Source organism: Paenibacillus kribbensis (assembly GCF_001705305.1).
Lineage (GTDB): Bacteria > Bacillota > Bacilli > Paenibacillales > Paenibacillaceae > Paenibacillus > Paenibacillus kribbensis_B.
Genome location: NZ_MCBP01000012.1, coordinates 91,121 through 109,625, shown reverse-complemented (window position 1 = coordinate 109,625; position 18,505 = coordinate 91,121). Strand labels below are relative to the sequence as shown.

Below are 18,505 nucleotides of genomic sequence, written 5' to 3'. Positions count from 1 at the left end.
GAGGGAGGATTTTTATATATGAAACTGCGCTGGCGTGCGCTCCTGGGGGGAATAATGCTGTTGACTGGCATTCTGTTGACTGCCTGCTCTTCTGAACCCCCAAAAACTGTAACCAAACCCCCGGTAGAAGAACCAGATGACCAGGGACAGACGATCACGATTAATCCACCTTTAACTCCAAAGTTGGGCGATCCAAACGCCAAATATGTAGTACAGACGCGAATAGCCGATTTTCATTTGATCGATAACAATAAAGGCTTGGTTTGGGGAGTTACCCGCAATGAGTTTCGACTTTACTATACGCATGATGGAGGAAAGACCTGGAATAATATTTCTCCTTCCGAAAATGTTCAATTTCAAGACAAGCTTGAATATGGAAAGGACATTAGCTTCACTGATTCCCGTCACGGTTGGGTTGTCCGTCAAAATTTGGACAAAACAGCAACCGTTATTCTCCGAACGGCTGATGGAGGACAGAGCTGGGATGTGTCAGCACTGCCAAACGGGGAATATGTGAGTTCAATTCAATATGTGAATCCGTCTACAGGCTGGATCATGGCATATGTAAACCTGAATGAGCAGGATCAGCAAAAATTGTTGTATCACACCACGGACGGGGGAGCCACCTGGAAAAAGGTTGCGCAGAGTTCCGGTATGACATCCAGTGTACCAGGCTCGGGGCTGCCCGATCAGGGCAGTGTAGCGGGTATGAGTTTTTCTTCCGGCAATGAGGGTTTTGTTGCAATCAATCTCGATACCAGTATTAAACTGTATAGAACTTCGAATCAAGGGGAAACCTGGACTCCGGCAGTTAATAGATTGCAGGGTTGCCCACAGGTCCAGGCAGAAGCTCAACAGTCTCTTCAAGGAAGCAGCTCCTCGTATTGGGTTCCAGTCCTTTGCTACGGAGATAACGGCACAAAATATAGCGGGCTGTTTACTGCTGATGCAGGCACACAATGGAATGCTGTGTCTTTGGGCCTGAGCAGCAAAAGTAATTCTATTATCCCTGGGCGTACCTTCCTAAACGAAAAGGAAGGCTGGATCATAACCCAAACCGGAATGAGTCGCACGTTGGATGGGGGAAAGACGTGGAAAAGTCTCACAGGCAACAAAGTACTGGCTTCGAAGCTAAAAGATTACCCTCGATCAGTCAAGCTCCGTTTTGCTTCATCTTCGGTAGGCTGGCTGCTTTTGGAGCGTCTGGATGATAAGAAATCACTATTGCTGAAAACGACGGACGGCGGCGCAAACTGGAGAATTCTATAACCTTATAATGGTAATCGCCCTGGGCTTTTTTCCTAACTTTGCAGGTTCCCAAAAGACATGCAGACTCAGGGAAAAGGCGTGGGGCGTTTTATTTTTAAAAAATTTAAATTTTATACGACAATATGTGAAAATAATCACAATCTAACTGGTGAGCCGCTGTTATACTAAACCTGTAAACAACGATAGGAGTGATAATCATGAGAGCGAATCAGGATCATATGTTAACCCAATACTACCTTCAATTTTGTTACACTTGTCAGGATGCCTATGGCTGCACGACTGAAGAGGACTGCAAGCAGTGTGCAGAGCGTTACGCTGAAGCCGAAGATCATGAAGTTTTAGATGAGACGCAACATTATCTCCAGCTTGTACATGTGTAAATCGATGCACCATTCTGATATCGCCATATCTTGAGCCTCCCGGATCATTCCGTGGAGGCTCTTGGCGTTCTTAAGGAGTTGCTATCAAATTTGGGCAGGAACCTACATATACTATTACGGAAAGCTTAGGTCATGTGAGGATGCCCGGCGGGTTCCCTGTGGAATGCCTGGCGGAGAGGAGTGCGGTGCATGGGATTTGAGTCATTATGGATGTTCGATTGGCTGGGTACGGTACTGCCCGTTTTTTTCGTAGTCGTGTTAGGCATTGTCGTGTTGTCTGCGGGCAGAGAAGTCATGGAGTGGAGCCGAAATAAGAGGCAGCCTGTATTGACAGTCGGTTCCCGAATTACGGCCAGAAGGACACATCTCCAGCAGAGACGGCAGGAGGAGCAAGGGACTCGTACCTATACTTTCTATTACTTAACCTTTGAGGTGGAGAGCGGCGATCGGATGGAGTTTAAGGTAACCGGAGAAGAATACGGTCAATGTGCCGAAGGGGATGAGGGACGGCTTACCTTTCAGGGAACACGATATATCGGATTTCAACGTCTGAATCGCTATAGCCTGGAACAGGTTAAAATGTGATCACAGCCTATTCCCTCATTGGATCATTCACGGCCTTCTGCGATGCAACAGGGTAGGGGGCTGTGAGTGTTTCTTTTACAGCACATTTTGGTACATATATACTAGTAAAGAGTTTAGAGGGAGGAATGAGTCGTGTCATTTGAAGGACAAGTTGTTATTGTAACAGGAGCGGCGCATGGAATCGGGAAAGAGGTCGCTTTTGCCTACGCTGCACAGGGTGCCAAAGTCGTATTTGCGGACCACAATGAGGAAGAGGGTGCGGCCGCCGCTGCAGCGGCACGAAATGAAGGATATCAGGCCATTTTTATTCCTTGTGATGTGCGGAAAGAAGAAGATATTGTAATGCTAATTCGTACCACGGAGGAAGAATACGGTACTATTCATACACTGATCAACAACGCAGGTGTGTCTAAATGGAAGTCTCCGTATGAGTTAACGGTAGCAGAATGGGATGACATTTTGAATACGAACGTACGCAGCTGTTTTATTGCGACACGGGAAGCGGCCAAGGTGATGAAACGAAATCCGGAGGGTGGATCAGTGGTCAATATGACCTCTACACGGGCCTTTATGTCGGAGCCAGATACAGAAGCCTATGCGGCGTCCAAAGGCGCCATTGCGGCCCTTACACATGCGATGGCCATATCCCTAGGAAAGGATGGGATCCAGGTCAATTGCATCAGTCCAGGGTGGATTGAAACCGGGGATTACGGGCAACTGCGTGCAGAAGACCATCGGCAGCATCCGTCTGGACGCGTGGGGACTCCTAAAGACATCGCACGGGCCTGTCTGTATTTGACCCAACCTGGTAATGATTTTGTAACAGGTACAAATCTGGTGGTAGATGGTGGCATGACGCGCAAAATGATTTATGAGCCCTAATACTGACCGAATAAGTAGTTCCTAATTTGGGGGCTATTTTTTTTATTTGTTTTTTTGAAACTGTCACCTATTGGGCATTTGTACCATACGATACGGTATGTGATGAAGAACGAGGAGGGGACGCGTTGGCTGTTATTAATGTCAACTCAGGGGATGTAAGAACACTTGCCCGACTTATGCGGGCAGAGGCCGAAGGAGAAGGAGAGCAGGGGATGCTCATGGTTGGCAATGTCGGAGTAAATAGGATTTTGGCCAACTGTCTGGATTTTCAGGGAATTCGCCTCATGAACGACATGGTCTTTCAAAGTCCAGGCGGATTTGAAGCTACCCAAAAGGGGTACTTTTATCAAAGAGCCCGTGACCGTGACATTCGTCTTGCCCAGCGTGTCATTAATGGGGAAAAAATACGCCCGGCTTCGAATGCATTGTGGTTTTTCAGACCTGCCGGAGACTGTCCAGATACCTGGTATAACCAGGTCAATTCCGGGCGCTTCAAAGCGCACTGTTTTTTTATCCCTTCCGTACAGGATTGTCCTGCCGTCTATTAGAGCGCTTCAACGTGAGTTTGGATGATTTAAAACCATTTTAGGAGGAATTTACATGATTTCACAGCAAGCCTATCGCCCTGTCTCTTATCCTGCCGGTGGCGGGTATCCCGAATGGCCCAGAGGGATGAATCCAGTCGGAACCATGCAGCCCATCAGCACCTTCCCCCCTCAGGTTAACAGCGGTAGCGCGATGACACCGGCTGGTATGGTGGTACAGAGTCAGACTCCACAGTTTGAGCAATCATATATTGAAAATATTTTGCGCTTGAACTTGGGTAAAACAGGTACCTTTTATATGACGTATGAAAATAACCGGGAATGGAATGCAAAAATATTCAAAGGTATTCTGGAAGCAGCGGGTCGTGACCACATTATTATCAGTGATCCGGCTACGGGCAAGCGGACAGTGTTACTGATGGTTAATCTGGACTATGCTACTTTTGATGAGCCTTTACTGTATCAATATCCCGGCGTCATCGGGAATCCGGGCGTATCCCCGGTTCGCTGATGCCTTTATATATATGAGTCTGCATCCTCTGCCTGAAGGCAGGGGATGTATTTTGTTTATAATCTTTCTCAAATATAGTTGCTTCCTTTGTGGTAAGAGGCGAAAAATGAAGCTTTTTGACCTAAATAACAGGGGAAACTAATTTTTCTGACATTGCTTGTGGTTTGACTGTATAGAGTATAGTTATATAATTGAATATAAGCTGATAAAAATCTATTTAATCATGCGGAAAAATGCTTTTAGAAGCCGGAAGGAGTGAACGTGTTGGGAAGTTGACGCTGCTTATGATGTGTTATCGTTCTGTCTATGATGAAATTATCCGAAGGAGGTGCGCCTGTCTGCCGTAATGACGGCTGATGGGGAGCATATTGAGTGACCCTTTACCGAGTATGTTTAACTTGATTATTGTTTTTGCATTAGTATTATTGAATGGTTTTTTTGTATCTGCGGAATTTGCCATGGTCAAGGTCAGAAGCAGCCGTATTGAAACATTGGTGGAGGCGGGCAACAAAAAGGCCGTGTACGCTGCCAATATGCTACGCAATTTGGATGCATATCTGTCAGCCTGCCAGTTGGGCATTACACTAGCATCGCTGGGACTGGGGTGGATCGGAGAGCCGGCCATCGCACATTTGATCGAACCTGTATTTACTGCCGCCGGATTGGGAGCGGTATATGTGCACGGAACTGCCGTGGTCATTGCATTTATTGTCATTACGATTTTGCATATTGTGCTGGGTGAATTGGCGCCCAAGACGATAGCGATTCGTAAATCTGAAACCATTACGCTGTATTCAGCCATGCTGATGACTTGGTTTTACAAGCTGATGTATCCGTTCATCTGGGTGTTGAATGGAATGGCGAACAGCCTGTTGCGTTTATTCCGTATGGAGCCGGTATCCGAATATGACGATTCCGCGCATACGGGAGATGAAATACGCATTCTGATGAAAGAAAGCAATAAGAGCGGACTAATTGACAATACGGAATTGGCGCTTGTTGATAATATATTTGATTTTGCCGATACGACCGCCAGGGAAATTATGATTCCGCGTACCGAGATGATCTGCTTGTACAGCAATGAGTCCAGAGAGGAAAATCTCAGGATTGCGACGGAAAGCATGAGAACCCGTTATCCAATCTGCGCCGAAGATAAGGACCATATCATTGGCTTTATCCACATTAAGGACCTTCTGCGGGCTAACACACTGGATACCCGTACGATGATTCGGCCGATTCTGGCTGTTCCTGAATCTACACAAATTAGTGACCTGCTTAAGCGCATACAGCGTAGCAAGACGCAGATTGCGATCTTGATTGATGAATATGGCGGGACATCGGGTATGGTAACGCTGGAAGACATTATGGAAGAAATCGTAGGTGAAATTCAGGATGAGTTCGATCAGGAACGTCCTGGCTGTGAGCAGATTAATGACGAGGAATTTTCCATTGACGGTATGCTATTAATTGATGAAGTGAACGATCGCTTTGGACTGGAACTTGATCATGAGGATTATGATACGGTAGGAGGCTGGTTATACTCACATGTTGAGGTTATTCCTCCACAGCCGGGTCAGTCTGTCGTGTTTGAAGGATGTATGTTTGTTGTTGAGGAAGTTGAAAATAAGCGGATTTCACGTATTCGGCTGATAAAGCAACCTGTCATCGTGGAGGAAGCAGGAGTCTCATAATAAAATAACCTTGAAAGCGACCTTGAACGATATGGGGTCGCTTTTTAATTTGCCTTCTTTACAGAAAGGATATGAATTGATATGATTGTTCGTGTTATTGTCAACCAAAATAAAATATACAAAGTTGACAATCGAAAGATGAATTTAATTTATCCTGTGCATTTTATGATTTTTCATGATCAAAATAATGGAGGTATGAAGTATGGAATTATTCAATAAGGGATTAGAGTGGTACTCGTCGTTGGCAGATAAAGCGATCGACGGCAGCAGGCTGACAATAGAGGAAGGCATCGCGATATTGGAAGCGGACGATGAGGACATATTGCCCATTATGCAAGCTGCGTTCCGGGTACGGCATCACTTTTACGGCAAAAAGGTTAAGCTTAACATGATCATGAACGCCAAAAGCGGCCTGTGCCCGGAGGATTGTGGCTATTGCTCGCAATCTATTGTATCCACGGCGCCTGTTAGTAAGTACAGTATGCTGGACAAGGAATCTCTGCTGGCTGGGGCGCGTGAAGCGATGGCACGGAAAGCAGGGACGTATTGCATTGTCGCCTCTGGCAAAGGTCCAACGGATCGAGAGCTGGATCAGGTGATTGAGGCTGTGCAGGAAATTACCCGTACCATGCCACTCAAAATTTGTGCTTGCCTGGGGATTCTCAAGGGAGATCAGGCCCAAAGGCTGGCAGAGGCTGGGGTACATCGTTATAACCATAATTTAAATACGAGCAAGAACAACTATCCGTCCATTACTACCACACATACATACGATCAACGGATCGAAACTGTTAAAATAGCTCAGTCTCACGGAATGTCTCCATGCTCTGGCGTTATTATCGGTATGGAGGAAATGAATGAGGAAATCGTTGAAATGGCCTATGCCTTGCGGGAACTTGATGCTGATTCGATTCCGGTTAATTTTCTGAATCCGATTCCCGGAACCCCGCTGGAAGGAGCAAAGCGTGTATCGCCAATCCGAGCGTTAAAGGTACTGGCATTGTTCCGGTTCATTTGTCCATCCAAAGAGATACGTGTTGCAGGCGGTCGGGAGCTGAATTTACGCTCACTACAACCTCTATCTCTATATGCAGCTAATTCTATTTTTGTAGGGGATTATTTGACGACAGAAGGGCAAGAGGTCACTGCTGATCATCAAATGATTGAAGATCTCGGGTTTGAAATTGAGATGTGTGCCCTTTCCGCCGTATAATAAGAGTTGTACAAAACTTGAAAGGAGAGTTGAACGATGAGCGAAAAAGTATTTATTAGTCCAGGTAAATATGTGCAAGGGAAAAACGTGATTGATAAAACGGGTGAGTATGTCAAGCCATTAGGCCATACTGCCCTGGTTATTGCAGATAAGCTGGTTTGGGGCATCGCAGCCGACCGGGTAGTCAAAAGCCTGGAGCAGGCGGGGATTGCGGCGGTAAAGGTTGAATTTCAAGGAGAAGCGTCGAAAAATGAAGTGAACCGTATTGCTGATCAGGGACGAAGCGGTAAGGTTGATATTGTCATCGGTGTTGGTGGTGGCAAAACGCTGGATACCGCCAAAGCCGTTAATGAACTACTCGGTTCCTCGGTTGTGATTATTCCTACGACTGCTTCCACGGATGCACCGACCAGTGCGCTATCTGTCTTGTACACGGATGAAGGTGCGTTTGATACGTATTCCTTTTTTAGTAAAAATCCAAGTTTGATCCTGGTCGATACGAAGGTCATTTCCCAAGCACCGCCACTATTCCTCTCCTCAGGTATTGCAGATGCTATGGCAACGTGGATTGAAGCTCGTGCAGTCATCGAAGCTCGTGCAACGACCATGGCTGGCGGTTTGCCAACCTTGGCAGCCGAAGCCATTGCGTCCAAGTGCGAGGAGGTTCTTTTCGATTACGGACTGCAGGCTTACGAATCTGTAAAGCGTAAAGTCGTCACACCTGCGCTGGAAGCGGTGGTGGAAGCCAATACACTACTGAGCGGTTTAGGTTTTGAAAGCGGTGGCTTGGCAGGCGCACATGCGATTCACAATGGTTTTACCGTGCTGGAAGGGGACATTCATCACCTGACGCATGGTCAGAAGGTAGCTTTTGGCACCTTGGTTCAGCTTGCCCTGGAGCAAAGACCTCTGACCGAGGTGGAACGATATATCGACTTTTATCTAAAGCTGGATCTGCCCGTAACGCTGGAAGACGTGAAGCTTCAGGAAGCTTCACGCGAGGATTTGTACCGGGTAGCTCAGGCGGCCACGAAAGAAGACGAAACCGCTCACAATCTGCCATTTGCCGTTACAGCGGATGATGTACTGGATGCGATTTTAGCTGCTGATCAGTATTCACAGGCTTATAAGGCTAAAATTGGATATAAGAACTAACCTAAAAAAACTAACTTTTATAATATAAATGAACGCAAAGGCCGCTGACAAGCGGTCTTTTTTCCATTATTTAACTTGTAACTTATGTTATGATCTTATTGATACATAATCAGGAAATGCCGGTAGTGCCTCTGCGGCTTACCTAAAACTTGAGAGGAGTTTAACAATGGCAAAATGGAATGTGGAAGACAACGGGACTCAATATAGTATTGAGTACAAGCGTGGCCTGAGTGGCGGCAAAATCATTGTGAATGGGAGCGAGCAAAAAGTTAAAAGCCAGAATGCATTTTTGAATTTGATTGATTTTCCAATCAAATTGAATAATAAAGCTGTGAATGTTGTGGTCATCGGCAACAAAGCGGATTTGGCCGTGGATGGTGTGTATCTCGGGTCCAATCAACCTTATGTTCCTGTGAGCAAAGTTCCCGGCTGGAGCTGGGCCTTTGTCACACTCAGCTTGGCTATCGGCTGGCTATTTGCGGGAATCTTGGGTGTGTGCTTAGGAATCTTGGGCAGTATGTTTTATGTGAAATCATCTTTATCCATGCATCAAAGCACCAAACGAGGAGTCGTAAGCTGCTTTATCGTCTTCTTCATCATCAGCGTGGTACAAATTGTATTTGGAATTGCTGTAAATCAGTGGCTTAATACACTATAAAATATTTGTGACATCACCTGCTCAGAAGTAAAAAGGCTCCCCCGCATGAAGCGGCGAGAGCCTTTTTTTGTCATTTTAGATCGCCCAATTTCCTTTACGGAAGATAGGCTCCTCCGTGCCGTCCTCGGTAACACCATTAATGTCCATTTCACCTGAACCAATCATAAAGTCGACATGTGTCAGACTGGAATTCAGACCGCTCGCAGCCAGCTCCTCCGGAGTCATGTTCTTGCCGCCCTTAATGTTAAATGCATAGGCATTGCCAATCGCCAGGTGGTTGGATGCATTTTCATCAAACAACGTATTATAAAACAAAATATTTTTGTCAGAGATAGGTGACTTGTGAGGTACGAGAGCAACCTCACCCAAGTAGTGGGAGCCTTCATCCATTTCTACGAGATGCTGAAGAGTCTCCAATCCTGTTTCAGCCTGTACATCGACAATGCGTCCATTTTCAAAGGTCAACGAAAATTTGTCGATAATATTGCCACTGTAGCTAAGTGGTTTGGTACTGCTGACTTTGCCGTTCACTCCTGTTTTAAGTGGAGCTGTAAATACTTCTTCGGTAGGCATGTTGGCTACGAAGGTATGTCCCTGTTGATTGACGCTTTCAGCAGCTACCCAGAGGTGATCCTTGGCCAACTCGATGGTGAGGTCGGTTCCTGGGGCTAAATAATGAAGTTTTTTATAGCGTTTGGCGTTTAAAATATCGGATTTGCTGGAAAGGGTTTTCAAATGCTCATTCCACGCTTCCACAGGATTGTTCAGATCCACACGCACGGTGCTGAAAATAGCGTCCCACAGCTGTTCCATTTGCTCGGAAGCAGGCAGATTCGGGAATACTTTGGCAGCCCACTCTGCAGAAGGATAAGCTACCAGAGACCAACTGAATTTGTCGGCCATTTGATATTCACGGTATTGACGCAACTCATGTGACCGCACCCGCTGAGCGGCAGTAATTCGGCTGGAAGGAATGCCTTGAAGCAAATCCGGATTTTCTGCAATGACATGGAGTACCGCTGCGCCGTTTTCGGCCTCTTCCGTCATTTCGGCCGCGTACCATTTGGGAGGGATATTAAAAGTTTCGTCAGGAGCCAGTTCATACTGTAACCGGGTGATGGTCTCATCGCTCCATTTTACTTTAACCAGCTTGGCCCCGACCGTATAGGCTGATTTGACAATCAGTCGCACGAGTTCGGCGGACAAGATGGGAGCATGAACGATGAGGGTCTGTCCAGGCTGGACATTGACGCCCACTCGAACGGCTAATTCGGCATATTTTTGCAATTTTTGTTGAAAATCTGACATGTTACATTCCTCCATTTCACGAAAAAGCCTTAAACAGGCTTGGGTCGCTTGCACAGTTTTTTTGCAAATTCTACGCATAGCTTATATATTGTACAATGTAACGAAAAGGTTCTCAAATTAGTTTTGGTACATTTTTGTAAAAATGAAAGGGCGGATCAATGAATGACAGAGCAAAATTCACCTCAGGAAGTGAAGGAAGTACATATTCAACAGGCACAGATGACGAGAGATGAAAACGGTGTTTATTTAGGCCAAGTCGTATTTGGAGTAAATGGACATCAGTCTGTATATGAAATTACCTTCCACAGTAAAAGGGGGAAGGAATGGGACTACAGTCTTCATTTTGCGGGGGAATCGCGGGTAGAGGAAGAAATGCTGGAGATGGATAGCTGGATTGAAGAAAATGATGATTTGTTCGATTATTTGCTGGATGCGGCTTGGAGCAAATTACCCGAGTAACGTAAACAGGTCTATTTTCGTGACAAGCGGATTATATTTAGCAGTGTCCGCATAATCTGCTGACATGGGGGAAGCCTATAGGTCGATAATAACAGGAAATTCCATGTGAATAGGAGGGTGACGCTTTGGCAAATCATCTGTTCACCGAAGGAATGACGGCAAATGAAGAGGCTGCTCCCGATCTCTTGAGCTTACGGACGCTGTTTGTAAATATGTGTTTTATCGGGGAGCCGGGAAGCCGATCCTGGGTGCTGGTGGATACGGGGATGACAGGATTTACAGATTCGATTATTCGCCAGGCTGAGGAACGGTTCACGGGTCCTCCGATTGCTATTGTGCTTACTCATGGTCATTTTGATCATGTAGGCTCTGTTATTGAGCTGGTACAGCATTGGGGGGCGCCTGTTTATGCACATCCGCTGGAATTGCCTTATTTGACGGGAATGAAGGATTATCAGAAACCTGATCCCAGTGTGGGTGGAGGTTTGCTGTCGGGTATTTCTTTTCTGTACCCCAATGATGCTATAGATCTCGATGATCGCATTGCTCCCTTGCCTCAGGATGGCAGTGTCCCTGGTGCTCCCGGTTGGAAGTGGCTGCATACGCCAGGACATACACCTGGTCATGTATCGCTTTTTCATGAGCGAAGACGGCTGCTGGTGGCTGGAGACGCTTTTATTACGGTGAAGCAGGAATCGGCACTGACTGTTATTTTACAGGAAAAAGAAATTTCACAGGAAAAAGAAATACACGGGCCGCCTGCGTATTTTACGACAGATTGGCAGGCTGCGCAGCGCTCAGTGGTAATGCTGGCCGGTCTAAAACCTGAGGTTGCAGTTACAGGGCACGGTCATTACATGCGTGGAACTAAGTTAAGAAATCAGCTGGAGCGGCTGGCCGCTGATTTTGAGCGCATAGCTGTACCCAAACAGGGGCGTTATGTGTAACAATGTGAAAAGGACGATGTCTTGCGAGGCGTCGTTTTTTTGTGTTGACGTGGAATTTTTTTGCTGAGCATGGTATAGTCAAGCCAAAAGCAAAACGCTTTCATTAATCATCGTCATTTCATCAAGGAGGATTTTTGATGACACAACAGCATGCTGCAATTGGTGATCTTTATTACGGAATCCCCGCCATTCGTCTTAAATTTGGGCGGTATGAAGCGGTAGCCTTGCCGGGAAACGGTGCGAATCTGATTTCTTTTCGTGACAATGAAACGGGATATTCTTTTTTGCGTGAGCCGGATGCCGACAGCATAGGTGCTTTTAAACAAAACCCGTCGGTCTACGGAATTCCTTTTTTGTATCCTCCGAATCGGTATGAGGACGGGAAATTCCTGTGGAATGGAGTTACATATGAGCTGCCGATTAATGAAGAGAAGACCCATAATCATTTGCACGGCTTTTTACACACCGTTCGGTGGGAGGTTGAGGATTACGGTTCCGGGGAGCAGGGCAGCTATGTGGTAATGAATCAGCATGTCAGGGAAGGGCATCCCATGTTCCGATACTTGCCGTTTACCTTTACCATGAAGTTGACGTACAGCCTGGATGAATTTGGCCTCCATCAGCGTTATGTGATCCATAACGAGGGAGATCAACCGATTCCCAACTTGTTTGCCTTTCACACGGCGATTCGGGTTCCGTTCGTACCCGATAGCTCGCCTGAGGATTACAAGATTAAGGTCACGATCGGAGAGCGTCGTGAGCTGACGGAACGGTTGCTGGCCACCGGACAGTTCCAGCCTTTATCACCGGAAGAGGAACTGCTGAAGACGACGGGAGTTAGTCCTTATTTTGCTTCTATGGATAATCATTACACGGCAGTTCCGCAAAATGGACGCAACTACATGGAGCTGTCACACAGCAAGACAGGTGCTACCCTCGTATATGATGTAGGCACAGCCTATAAGCATTGGATGATCTGGAACAACAAAGCGAACAAGGAATTTATTTGTCCTGAGCCGCAAATGAACATGATCAATGCACCGAATCGTACGGATTTGTCTGCGGAAGACATCGGATTGATTGCACTGGCGCCGGGTCATATTTTTGAAACAACCAGCCGTCTGTATTGTGTTACACCTAATAATTCGAAATCCTAGCCTTATTGTATCGAAATAATATTGTATCGAAATAAGCCTGCATCGTGTCTGACGGTGTAGGCTTTATTTGGGTGGACATAAAGCTGAAGCTGGCGGGTGCCAGGACAGTAGCCTGGTGCAGAAGGGGATTGAAAAACAGTTGCAAAACGTGAAGTGGTCATAGTATGATACGAAACAGGAGATGATCAGATGAATGATGATATGGTGCCTTTTCAAGCCGTCAAACGCAAGCAAATTGCCGATGAAGTGGCTGAACAGTTGCAGCGAAAAATAACAGCCGGTGAATGGAGCGTAGGTACAAGGATTCCAACAGAGCCTGAGCTCATGAAGCTCTTTGGGGTTGGTCGATCCACAGTACGTGAAGCGGTTAGCGTTCTGGTGCATGCCGGTCTATTAGAGAAAAAACAAGGACATGGAACCTTTGTCTGCCAACCGACGACCTCTCAGGAACCATTGGATTACCGTCTAAGCCGCGCTGAAATCATCGAGGTTTATGAGGTGCGGAGTGTATTGGAGCTGGAGATTGCCAGATTGGCTGCCTTACGCCGTAATGACGAGGATTTACGCTTGATGCGGGAGGCACTGGACCGTCGTGCAGCGACATTGGCCGCTGGAGATATGAACGGGTATCTGGCTGCGGATATCACTTTTCACTTGGCTGTTGCCGGGGCTACACGCAATAAAGTGCTTACAGACGTATATCGCAGCTTTGTAGAGGCGATTCGAAAGGCGCTGAACAATCTCGTTACCGATCCGGCAATGCAAAATCATTTTACATTACAGCATGAGAAAATATATGAAGCGATCCGGGATCAGGATGGTAAGGCTGCCGAGCTGTATAGCATTCAACATTTGGACGGTACCAAGCTGGAGCTGCAAAAGCTTATGGCTAGTTCATAATTTTTTTAATTTTAAACATCTGATGATCAGATGAATGAAGCGATCTGTAAACCTATTTTTTGAGCATCTCCTAAAACTAAAGCAAAGGTGGTATCTGTATGCGCAAAATATGGGTGTTGGACACAACATTAAGAGATGGGGAACAATCACCGGGTGTTAGCCTGACCAGCACAGAAAAGGTGGAGATTGCCCTTCAGCTTCAAAAGTTGGGCGTAGATCGGATTGAGACCGGTTTTCCGGCTACCTCGCCTGGTGAGATATCCAGCATGCAGGAGATTGCCAAACAGGTTACCCAGGCCACACTGGTTGGTTTTGCACGCTCCAAAGAACAGGATATTGATGCGGTGAGAGAGGCGCTGCGGGGAGCCGAGGATGCCTGTCTTCATTTGTTCCTGGCCACCTCACCTATTCACCGCCAACATAAGCTGCGAATGGATAAGGAGAAGGTATTAGAGACCGCTGCCGCTGCCATTCGTTATGGGCGCAAATATTTTTGCAAGGTAGAATTTTCGGCAGAGGATGCCAGTCGTACCGAGCTGGACTTTATTTGTGAGGTCGTGGATATGGCGATTCGCGCTGGGGCGACAGTCGTCAATCTGCCGGATACGGTGGGCTATGCCTCGCCCGATCAGTTCGGTGAAATGTTCAGGGTCGTCAAACAGCAAGTGCCCAACATCGAAAAAATACAGCTTAGCACACATTGTCATGATGATCTTGGAATGGCTACAGCCAACACACTGGCGGCTATCCGTAACGGTGTAGACCAATTTGAAGGGACCATCAATGGCATCGGTGAGCGGGCAGGAAATACACCGATCGAGGAGGTTGTACTGGCGCTTGATACCCGAACGGAGCTATATCAGGCACATACAAGTCTGGTGCTGGAGGAGCTGTATACTACCAGTCGGCTGGTAAGCAAACGCACAGGAATGTTTGTCCCCGGAAACAAGGCCATCGTTGGAGCCAATGCTTTCTCGCATGAGTCCGGTATCCACCAGGACGGTATGCTTAAGGAGCGTACAACGTACGAGATTGTCTCGCCCGAGCGCATTGGTGTGAAGACGAGTAAGCTTGTGCTGGGCAAGCATTCGGGTCGACATGCGTTTAAAGAAAAGCTGGCGGACATGGGATTTGATGCTCTTACAGAGGAGCAGCTTCAGGAGGCGTTCCACAAATTCAAAGCTTTGACCGACAAGAAAAAACAGGTGCTGGATGAAGATCTGCTTGTCCTGATGGACGAAAGCCGCGATGTCTCTTCACGGATTTTCACCCTGGACTCCATTCAAGTATCCTATGGCAATCAATCAGTTCCGGTAGCATCTATTCGGTTGAGCAAGCAAGACGGAACCGCAATTGATGAAGTAGCGATGGGTAACGGTTCCGTAGACGCTATTTTCAACGCTATAGATAAGGCGAGTGGTGAAGAGGTGGAGTTGGAGGATTATTCAATCCAGTCTGTAACGTATGGCAAGGATGCACAGGGGGAAGTACATGTCGTTCTGAGGCAAGGAGAGTACACAACTCGCGGAAGAGGTACAAGTACAGATATTCTGGAAGCTAGTGCTAAAGCCTATATCGATGCACTGAACAAGCTGTTGGGCAGAAAAAAAGCCTATGCCAGAGGCAATATCACCATTAGCTGATTTGGAGAACAGACGGGTAGCTGATATTCTTTTCCTCCTCCGGCTTTATTGTAAAAAAACGCTTACAAAATAAATGATATCATTTGAAATATAATGTATAATAGGCAAAGAAGATCATGATATTTTGTCTGAATTACATAGGCCAAGAGGAGGAAATGAGTTGAACTACCGCATCGAAAAGGATACGTTGGGCGAAATCAAGGTACCGGCAGACCGTCTATGGGGCGCGCAAACACAGCGAAGCAAAGAAAATTTCCCGATTGGTTCGGAGAAAATGCCATTAGAGGTTATTCAGGCGTTTGCGGTGCTTAAAAAGAGCGCAGCGATCAGCAACTATAAGCTGAGCAAGCTGTCACAGGAAAAGCAGGACGCCATTATTTACGCAGCAGATGAAATTCTCGCTGGACAAGTCGATGACCATTTCCCGCTGGTTGTATGGCAGACGGGGAGCGGTACGCAGTCCAATATGAATGTGAACGAAGTCATTGCTCATCTGGGAAGCCAATGGTTGCAAGAGCAGGGAAAAGATGCGAAGCTGCATCCCAATGACGATGTGAATATGTCGCAAAGCTCAAATGATACGTTTCCCACGGCGCTTCATGTGGCGGGCGTCATTGCAGTTGAGGAGCGCTTGCTGCCTGCCATTGACAAGCTGAAAGAAACCTTCCAACAAAAGTCAGAGCAATTTAAGGATATTATTAAAATCGGACGGACTCATCTACAGGATGCAACGCCGCTTACACTGGGTCAGGAAATCAGTGGCTGGACTGCCATGCTGGACAAGAGCAAGCGAATGATCATCGACACGGTTCAATATATGAAGGAGCTGGCGATTGGTGGTACTGCCGTAGGTACAGGTATTAACGCCCATCCAGAGTTCGGTACCCGGACCTCTGCCGAAATTTCCAGCATCACTGGCAAAACGTTCACTTCTGCACCGAACAAGTTTCATGCACTCACCAGCCATGATGAAGTTGTAGCCGTACACGGTGCAATCAAAGCGCTTGCCGCCGACCTGATGAAGATCGCCAATGATGTCCGCTGGCTGGCAAGTGGTCCACGCAGTGGCTTGGGTGAAATTACGATTCCTGCTAACGAGCCAGGCAGCTCGATCATGCCGGGCAAGGTGAATCCGACTCAGAGCGAGGCGCTGACGATGGTCGTTACGCAGGTCATGGGTAATGATGCAGCGATCGGCTTTGCTGCCAGTCAGGGGAATTTTGAGCTGAACGTGTTTAAGCCGGTTATTATTTATAATTTCCTGCAGTCCGTGAATCTGCTAGCCGATTCCATTGTGGCCTTTAATGATAACTGTGCAATCGGCATCGAGCCGGATCTCGCTAAAATTGAGCACAATTTGAACAATTCGCTGATGCTGGTGACGGCATTGAATCCATATATCGGATATGAGAATGCCGCCAAAATTGCCAAGCTTGCCCACGCGGAGGGATTGTCTCTAAAAGAAGCGGCTCTTCGTAGCGGCCTGCTGACCGAGGAGCAGTTCGACCAATATGTCGTACCGGCTCAAATGATTCAGCCTAAAGCCTAAAACGCGACGCGTGTCGCAGCTAAGTCTATAAAAAACATACATCCAGCTCATGGAGTGCTATTTTAGCACAGATCGTGAGCTGGATTTTTTCGATTTCTAAACATTTTTTGATCAGAAATTAGTATTCTGCATGATTTGAGGGTATATAGATAGAAGGCGAAAAATGAACATCTATTTTCAAGATAGGAGAAGCCGCATGGAACAAACAACCGTTATTAATTTTATTGTGCTTTTGCTATCCGGCTTACTGCTGGTCGGTGTTCTAACCACTAAATTTTCCAATCGTTTCGGTATGCCTGCGCTTGTTTTGTTTATTGCCGTTGGCATGGTGCTCAGTCAGTTTATTTATTTTGATAATGCCTTTATTACGCAGCTGGTGGGTATTCTCGCACTGATTGTGATCTTGTTTGAAGGCGGGATGCAGACGAAGTTTGCAGATATTAGGCCGGTTATTCGACCTGCGTTGTCATTATCAACGCTTGGGGTCGTTATTACGACTGTAGTTGTTGGCGTCTGTGCCAAGTTTATTTTAGGCGTAGGCTGGATGGAATCTATGCTGTTCGGCGCTATTGTCGGATCGACGGATGCAGCGGCTGTGTTTTCCGTTTTGGGTGGTAAAAATATCAAGAAACGAATTACCTCTACGCTCGAAGCGGAATCCGGCAGCAATGACCCGATGGCTGTATTCCTTACAGTTACGTTGATTGAGCTGATCCATCACCCTGAGCAATCCATTTGGATACATATTTTATTGTTTTTATGGGAAATGGGCTTTGGTCTGGTTATTGGTTTTGCACTTGGACGCTTAGGCGTATATGTCATTAATAAAATGAATTTTGAGTCATCCGGCCTGTATCCAGTGATGGCCCTGGCATTTGCGGTCTTGACGTATGCGGCGGCCTCCTTGCTGGAAGCAAGCGGGCTGCTGGCGGTATATGTCATGGCCATCGTGCTGGGTAACTCCGACTTGACCTACAAGCGGTCCATTATTCATTTTAACAATGGCTTCGCCTGGATGGTGCAGATTATGATGTTTGTCCTGCTCGGACTGCTGGTTTTCCCCGATCAGCTGCTGGGCACTGCATGGCAAAGTTTGGGGCTTTCCTTTATCCTGATGCTGATAGCTCGTCCGATTGGCGTCTTTCTGAGCTTGCTTTTCTCCAGGTACTCAGTACGCGAAAAGACGTTGTTATCCTGGGCAGGGCTACGAGGAGCGGTTCCTATTGTACTGGCCACCTATCCTCTGCTGGATGAGATGGATGTAGGGCCCATGTTTTTTAATGTTGTATTTTTCGTCGTGCTTACCTCTGCAATAATTCAAGGCACAACTATTTCGTGGCTGGCAGTGAAGCTTGGCTTGATGGACCCTAACGAGACGTCGTCCCCTTCACTGCTGGAGTTGGTTTCTCTGGGGAAAACTACTTCGGAAATCAATCATATTCAGGTGCAAAAGGGAATGTCAATTACAGGCAAGGTGATCCAGGATATGCAGCTGCCTGATGACATTTTATTTACCGCCATTATTCGAAACGAGCAAATTATCGCCCCAAGAGGCACGACTGTGATTGAACCGGGGGACACGTTGTATGTGCTTAGTCCTAAGCTCAAGCGACAGCAGATGAAAGAACTGTTTATGCTTCGATAATAGTCCTT

18 protein-coding genes are annotated in these 18,505 nt (G+C 46.8%); 17 read left to right on the top strand and 1 reads right to left on the bottom strand.

What is annotated here, in order from left to right; genetic code table 11:
- Positions 1 to 18: 18 nt before the first annotated feature.
- From BAZ21_RS20185 to BAZ21_RS20140, 10 genes are all read left to right on the top strand, one after another.
- The gene (locus BAZ21_RS20185) at positions 19 to 1,269 is read left to right on the top strand and encodes a WD40/YVTN/BNR-like repeat-containing protein (RefSeq protein ID WP_068504519.1); all 1,251 of its coding nucleotides are present in this window, start codon (positions 19 to 21) and stop codon (positions 1,267 to 1,269) included.
- Positions 1,270 to 1,466: 197 nt separating this feature from the next.
- A complete protein-coding gene (locus BAZ21_RS20180) occupies positions 1,467 to 1,649 on the top strand; it encodes a hypothetical protein (protein WP_068504517.1) in 183 nt (60 codons plus the stop codon).
- A gap of 189 nt (positions 1,650 to 1,838) precedes the next feature.
- Complete coding sequence (locus BAZ21_RS20175) at positions 1,839 to 2,234, top strand: DUF2500 domain-containing protein (protein WP_010348196.1); 396 nt, start codon at positions 1,839 to 1,841, stop codon at positions 2,232 to 2,234.
- A gap of 132 nt (positions 2,235 to 2,366) precedes the next feature.
- Positions 2,367 to 3,116 (top strand): SDR family NAD(P)-dependent oxidoreductase, encoded by a 750-nt coding sequence (locus BAZ21_RS20170; RefSeq protein ID WP_068504514.1) that lies wholly within the window; start codon positions 2,367 to 2,369, stop codon positions 3,114 to 3,116.
- A gap of 125 nt (positions 3,117 to 3,241) precedes the next feature.
- On the top strand, positions 3,242 to 3,664 hold the full coding sequence (locus BAZ21_RS20165; RefSeq protein ID WP_068504512.1) for a cell wall hydrolase: 423 nt from the start codon (positions 3,242 to 3,244) through the stop codon (positions 3,662 to 3,664).
- A gap of 52 nt (positions 3,665 to 3,716) precedes the next feature.
- Positions 3,717 to 4,172 (top strand): spore coat protein GerQ, encoded by a 456-nt coding sequence (gene gerQ, locus BAZ21_RS20160; protein ID WP_068504510.1) that lies wholly within the window; start codon positions 3,717 to 3,719, stop codon positions 4,170 to 4,172.
- A gap of 389 nt (positions 4,173 to 4,561) precedes the next feature.
- Positions 4,562 to 5,863, top strand: coding sequence for a hemolysin family protein (locus BAZ21_RS20155; protein ID WP_176718183.1), 1,302 nt, complete (start codon positions 4,562 to 4,564; stop codon positions 5,861 to 5,863).
- 202 nt (positions 5,864 to 6,065) lie between these two features.
- Entirely contained in the window at positions 6,066 to 7,076 is a 1,011-nt protein-coding gene (gene bioB / locus BAZ21_RS20150) for a biotin synthase BioB (protein WP_068504508.1), read from the top strand.
- Positions 7,077 to 7,112: 36 nt separating this feature from the next.
- Positions 7,113 to 8,231, top strand: a complete 1,119-nt coding sequence (locus tag BAZ21_RS20145; RefSeq protein WP_068504507.1) for a glycerol dehydrogenase — start codon at positions 7,113 to 7,115, stop codon at positions 8,229 to 8,231.
- Positions 8,232 to 8,397: 166 nt separating this feature from the next.
- Positions 8,398 to 8,889 carry a hypothetical protein gene (locus BAZ21_RS20140; protein ID WP_068504505.1) on the top strand — a complete coding sequence of 164 codons (492 nt, stop codon included), beginning with the start codon at positions 8,398 to 8,400 and terminating at the stop codon, positions 8,887 to 8,889.
- 75 nt (positions 8,890 to 8,964) lie between these two features.
- Here the strand turns inward: BAZ21_RS20140 and BAZ21_RS20135 are convergent, their stop codons facing one another.
- Positions 8,965 to 10,197, bottom strand: a complete 1,233-nt coding sequence (locus BAZ21_RS20135) for an aminopeptidase (RefSeq protein ID WP_068504503.1) — start codon at positions 10,195 to 10,197, stop codon at positions 8,965 to 8,967.
- A 162-nt stretch (positions 10,198 to 10,359) separates the two neighbouring features.
- On the opposite strand from BAZ21_RS20135, the gene BAZ21_RS20130 reads away from it, so the two are divergent.
- From BAZ21_RS20130 to BAZ21_RS20100, 7 genes are all read left to right on the top strand, one after another.
- On the top strand, positions 10,360 to 10,656 hold the full coding sequence (locus BAZ21_RS20130) for a hypothetical protein (RefSeq protein ID WP_068504501.1): 297 nt from the start codon (positions 10,360 to 10,362) through the stop codon (positions 10,654 to 10,656).
- 125 nt (positions 10,657 to 10,781) lie between these two features.
- Positions 10,782 to 11,603, top strand: coding sequence for an MBL fold metallo-hydrolase (locus BAZ21_RS20125; protein WP_068504499.1), 822 nt, complete (start codon positions 10,782 to 10,784; stop codon positions 11,601 to 11,603).
- Between the two features lie 137 nt (positions 11,604 to 11,740).
- A complete protein-coding gene (locus BAZ21_RS20120) occupies positions 11,741 to 12,760 on the top strand; it encodes an aldose 1-epimerase (protein ID WP_068504498.1) in 1,020 nt (339 codons plus the stop codon).
- A 189-nt stretch (positions 12,761 to 12,949) separates the two neighbouring features.
- On the top strand, positions 12,950 to 13,660 hold the full coding sequence (locus BAZ21_RS20115; RefSeq protein WP_068504495.1) for a FadR/GntR family transcriptional regulator: 711 nt from the start codon (positions 12,950 to 12,952) through the stop codon (positions 13,658 to 13,660).
- A 98-nt stretch (positions 13,661 to 13,758) separates the two neighbouring features.
- Positions 13,759 to 15,303, top strand: coding sequence for a 2-isopropylmalate synthase (locus tag BAZ21_RS20110; RefSeq protein ID WP_068504493.1), 1,545 nt, complete (start codon positions 13,759 to 13,761; stop codon positions 15,301 to 15,303).
- A 160-nt stretch (positions 15,304 to 15,463) separates the two neighbouring features.
- Positions 15,464 to 16,852, top strand: coding sequence for a class II fumarate hydratase (fumC, locus tag BAZ21_RS20105; protein ID WP_068504491.1), 1,389 nt, complete (start codon positions 15,464 to 15,466; stop codon positions 16,850 to 16,852).
- Positions 16,853 to 17,048: 196 nt separating this feature from the next.
- The gene (locus BAZ21_RS20100; RefSeq protein ID WP_068504488.1) at positions 17,049 to 18,497 is read left to right on the top strand and encodes a potassium/proton antiporter; all 1,449 of its coding nucleotides are present in this window, start codon (positions 17,049 to 17,051) and stop codon (positions 18,495 to 18,497) included.
- Positions 18,498 to 18,505 lie beyond the last annotated feature (8 nt).